Origin of the sequence: Mesorhizobium sp. M4B.F.Ca.ET.089.01.1.1 (assembly GCF_004022605.1) — a bacterium.
Classification (GTDB): domain Bacteria; phylum Pseudomonadota; class Alphaproteobacteria; order Rhizobiales; family Rhizobiaceae; genus Mesorhizobium; species Mesorhizobium abyssinicae.
The window spans coordinates 1-4,336 of sequence record NZ_RZOS01000457.1 but is presented as its reverse complement, the minus strand read 5'-3'; the positions used below and the strand labels follow the sequence as shown (position 1 = coordinate 4,336).

The 4,336-nt window shown below is 66.1% G+C and carries 5 protein-coding genes; 3 read left to right on the top strand and 2 right to left on the bottom strand.

What is annotated here, in order from left to right; translation table 11 throughout:
- A partial coding sequence (locus EN780_RS28440) for a beta-ketoacyl synthase N-terminal-like domain-containing protein (protein ID WP_348631271.1) occupies window positions 1-602 on the bottom strand: 602 nt, incomplete at its 3' end.
- Between the two features lie 301 nt (window positions 603-903).
- On the opposite strand from EN780_RS28440, the gene phaR reads away from it, so the two are divergent.
- On the top strand, window positions 904-1,515 hold the full coding sequence (gene phaR / locus EN780_RS28435; RefSeq protein ID WP_127285535.1) for a polyhydroxyalkanoate synthesis repressor PhaR: 612 nt from the start codon (window positions 904-906) through the stop codon (window positions 1,513-1,515).
- Window positions 1,516-1,615: 100 nt separating this feature from the next.
- Here the strand turns inward: phaR and EN780_RS28430 are convergent, their stop codons facing one another.
- Window positions 1,616-2,758, bottom strand: a complete 1,143-nt coding sequence (locus EN780_RS28430; RefSeq protein ID WP_128275948.1) for a citrate/2-methylcitrate synthase — start codon at window positions 2,756-2,758, stop codon at window positions 1,616-1,618.
- 109 nt (window positions 2,759-2,867) lie between these two features.
- Here EN780_RS28430 and EN780_RS28425 point away from each other — a divergent pair, with 109 nt between their 5' ends.
- Both EN780_RS28425 and EN780_RS28420 read left to right on the top strand, forming a co-directional pair.
- Window positions 2,868-3,956, top strand: a complete 1,089-nt coding sequence (locus EN780_RS28425) for a citrate synthase/methylcitrate synthase (protein ID WP_128275947.1) — start codon at window positions 2,868-2,870, stop codon at window positions 3,954-3,956.
- A 185-nt stretch (window positions 3,957-4,141) separates the two neighbouring features.
- Window positions 4,142-4,336, top strand: a 195-nt coding sequence (locus EN780_RS28420) for a patatin-like phospholipase family protein (RefSeq protein ID WP_189556804.1), incomplete at its 3' end; no start/stop codon positions are given.

Below are 4,336 nucleotides of genomic sequence, written 5' to 3'. Positions count from 1 at the left end.
ATCTCGTCCTTGAACTTGCCGGCCTTCTGCGCGGCCTCGGCCTTGTTCTGCGAAGCCAGCGCGAACTCGTCCTGGTCGTCGCGGGTGATCTGGAACTGGCGCGCGACATTCTCAGCGGTGTTGCCCATGTGATAGCCGTTGAAGGCATCCCACAGCCCGTCCTTGATCATGGTGTCGATCATCTTGTAGTCGCCCATCTTGACGCCGGCGCGCAGATGCTGGGCATGCGCCGAGAGCGACATCGATTCCTGACCGCCGGCGACGATCACCTTGGCATCGCCGGTGGCGATCTGCTGCATGCCGAGCGCGATCGCGCGCAGGCCCGAGCCGCAGACCTGGTTGAGGCCCCAGGCGGTGGTCTCCTTGGGAAGGCCGGCGTTGATCGAAGCCTGGCGGGCCGGGTTCTGGCCCTGGGCGGCGGTCAGCACCTGGCCGAGGATGACCTCGTCGACTTCGGAAGGCTCGACGTTGGCGCGCGCGAGCAATTCCCTGATCACGACGGCGCCGAGTTCATGTGCCGGGGTGGCGGCGAAGCTGCCGTTGAAGGAGCCGACTGCTGTGCGCGCGGCACTGGCGACAACGATGCCATTGGATGCGGACATTTTCTTCTCCAGACTTCGAGGTGTGGTGTTTTTGGGTGTCGTTGAGGAACTTTCTTGCCCTTTCCCGGTGCCAAGTCAAACCGGAAATGGGCATGCCGGCCATGCGCGGCAAGCAGGCCTGCGCCGGCCAGGGCGGCGGTCCTCGCTTCGCTGCGCAGCATATTCCGGCCGCCGTGCAGCATTAATCGATCTTGCACTGCACAAACCGCTTGGAATTGTGACGCTTTTGCGCATATCCTTGACAGGGCGCAATCGTTACCGGCTGCTTACTCAAATGCGCCGGTGTCCGGGGAGGATACTGATGGCCGCAAAAGACGACCCGATCGTCATCAAGAAATATGCCAACCGCCGACTCTACAACACCGGCACCAGCACCTATGTGACGCTGGAAGACCTCGCCGACATGGTCAAGAAGGGCGAGGAATTCACCGTCCAGGACGCCAAGACCGGCGACGACATAACGCATCCGGTGCTGACCCAGATCATTTTCGAGCTGGAGAACAAGGATGGGCAGAACATGCTGCCGATCCCGTTCCTGCGCCAGCTGATCGCCTTCTACGGCGACCAGATGCAGATGATCGTGCCCAGCTTCCTCGAGCAGTCGATGATCGCCTTCTCCAAGGAGCAGGAGCGTTTTCGCGAACAGATGAAGGGCGCGTTCGGCAAGTCGCCGATGGACATGATGAAGATGTCGACGCCGATGAAGGCGCTGGAGGACCAGACGCGCCGCAACATGGAGATGTTCCAGAACGCCATGCGCATGTTCACGCCGTTTCCGTCGGCGACCTCGAATGGCACTGCGCCCGCCCCGGCCGAGCCGGTGAAAAAGGAAGCGCCGGAAAAATCCGATGACCTCCAGGAACTGAAGGAACAGATCGCGGCCATGCAGCGCAAGCTCGACACGATGTCGTGACGGGCACGTTGCCATACAGGTGAAGCCGGCCTGACCCTGAATCTCAACAAGCCCTGGAGCGACGCGCCCCAGGGCTTGGCTTTGATAAGCACCAGTTCCGCTAAATCCCGACGGGCCCGTCGTAGCGGGCGCGCGGCCGGATCAGGCGGTTGCTCACGACCTGCTCGACGGCATGCGCGGCCGAGCCGACGCTGCGCCCGAGCGCGAACAGGCGGAACGGCGCGTCGGGCGGCAGGCGCAACTGGCGCGTCAGCGCGGCCAACGCGAAGTCGATGTTCGGGCGCGCCCCCGTCGCGCCGAGGACGGTCTCGCCGAGGCATAGCATACAGCCATCGATCTCGACATCGGCCAACAACGCCTCCGCCCTTGGGTCGCCCTCCGGATAGAGTGGATGGCCAAAGCCGGGCAGCGGCCGGTCGTGGCCAAGCCAGCGCTCGACCGCCGCATCGGCTCCCAGCCTTTCGGCGTCCTCGACCAGATTGAGCAAGGCCTCGCCGGCGCCGCCATGGCGCGGTCCGGACAGGGTGGCAAGACCGGCAAGCAGGCAAGCGGCAACTGACGCGCCGGTGGACGCGGCGACCCGCGTGGCGAAGGTCGAGGCGTTCAACTCGTGATCGGCGAGCAGCACCAATGCCCTGCGTATCAGATTGGCGCCGGCAGCGCCGACCGACCAGCTGCGCGCCAATCTCTCATGCACGGCGCCGTTTCCCGCAGCCGCGCCGAGCGCCTCTGCCAGGGCCGCGATGGCGTCGGCGGCATCGCGGTAGAGCATGGCTGGCCCGCGTCCCAGCGAAGGCCGGCCTTCGGCAGCCAGTCCAGCCAGCGTCGCGAATGCCGCGCCGCGACCGCTGTCGCGCGCGTCACCGCGGCCGGGCGAGGCAAACGACACCGGGACGTCCGCTGCCCAGAGCAGGCTTGCCGTCTCCTCCAGCGTCGCCGCGCTGGAGAGCGTCACAGCATCCTTTCCGCGATAGAAAAGGCCGCCATGCTGGATGGTCGAGATCGAGGTGGCAAAAGCCGGCTCGCCCCAGTCGATGGCGCTTTCTGCGATCGCTCGCGGGCTTCGGCCGCGCGCGCGGCGCGTGGCGAGGGCGGCGATGTCGTCGGCGCGATACTGGCTGCGGCGCGGATCGGCTGCGTCCGGACGCATGCCGATACGGCCACGGCTGACATAGGCATAGAGCGTCTGCGGCCGCACCTTGAGTCGTTCCAGCGCCTCCTCACGCGTCAGCCATTCGGACATGTTGTTTGTCATGCAGCCGATTGCTTGGACATATTGATTCACTTGATCAAGATTGATGCCTCGAACTTGCACCATTAATTCAGCTCCGTAAATGGCGAAGGAGACGAACATGGCAAACGGGCTCGATGATGTGGTGGCGGCGGAAACCGTGCTTTCCGATGTCGACGGCCTCGGCGGCCGGCTGACGATCCGTGGCCATTCGCTGCCGGAACTCGCCGGCCGCTGGCGCTATCCGCAAGTGGCGCGCCTGTTGCTCGACGGCTTCTTCGACGACCTTCCCGGCGATGCTGAACTGGCCGAGGCGATCGGCCGGGCGCGGGTCGAGGTGTTCCAGCGGCTGCAGCCGACTCTTTCCACACTGGCCGCGCTCGATGTCTACAGCGGCATGCGCGCCGGCATCGCCTTGCTGCCGGATGGCGGGACGCTGGCGGATGCGCTCCGGCTGATCGCCGCGCCAGCGGTACTGACACCGGCCTTGCTGCGGGCAAAACGCGGCGACAAAGCGGTCGCCCCCGACAAGGGTGCCGATCATGCCGCCGACATGCTGCGGATGCTGAGCGGCAAGGCGGATTCACCCGACCTGGCCAGGGCGCTCGACACCTATCTGGTCACCGTCTGCGACCATGGCCTCAACGCCTCGACTTTTGCCACCCGTGTCGTCGCCTCGACCCAGGCCGGGCTGACCTCGGCGATCCTGGCCGGGCTCGGCGCGCTCAAGGGGCCGCTGCATGGCGGCGCGCCCGGACCGGTCATCGAAATGCTGGACGCGATCGAGGCGAGCGGCGACGCAGCAGGCTGGCTGCGCGACGAGATCGTGCATGGCGAGCGCATCATGGGCTTTGGCCACCGTATCTACCGGGGGCGCGATCCGCGCGCCGACGTGCTGAAGGCGGTGGTGCGGCAGCTGGGCGGCAAGGGTGGAACCGGCCGCCGGCTGGCCTTCGCCGAAGAGGTCGAGCAGGCAGCGCTCGAGGTGCTGCGGGTCGCCAAGCCGCAGCGCTCGATCCAGACCAATGTCGAATTCTACACCGCGCTCCTGCTGGAAGCGGCGGGCTTTCCCGCGGAGGCGTTCTCCAATGTCTTCGCCGCGGGCCGCATCGCCGGCTGGATCGCCCATGCGCGCGAGCAGCAGACGACCGGGCGGCTGATCCGGCCGCAGTCGCGCTATGTCGGGCCGGTGCCGGATCTCGTCGCCTGAAGTCGGTCTCCGCCTTCAGGCGGAGAATCTCGCTCATGAGCGAAATTTCATGTGATCACGCGAGCGTGTTCGTGTTCTTGCCTTGGTCAGGACTTATATGCTGCACTGCAACATAGGTCCGCCGCGGCCGCGCCGACCCGATTCCCGGGCCGGATGAGCTGCTGGCACCCAACGACAGGAACGCCATGACGACGAACGGCAAGGCGGAGGAAAACAAGAAGATCAACGTCGCGCTGCAGGGGGGTGGCTCGCACGGCGCCTTCTCCTGGGGCGTGCTCGACCGCCTGCTGGAGGACGGGCGGCTGGAGATTTCTGCGGTGTCCGGCACCAGCGCCGGCGCCATGAACGCGGTGGCGCTGGCCGACGGCTTCGTCCGTGGC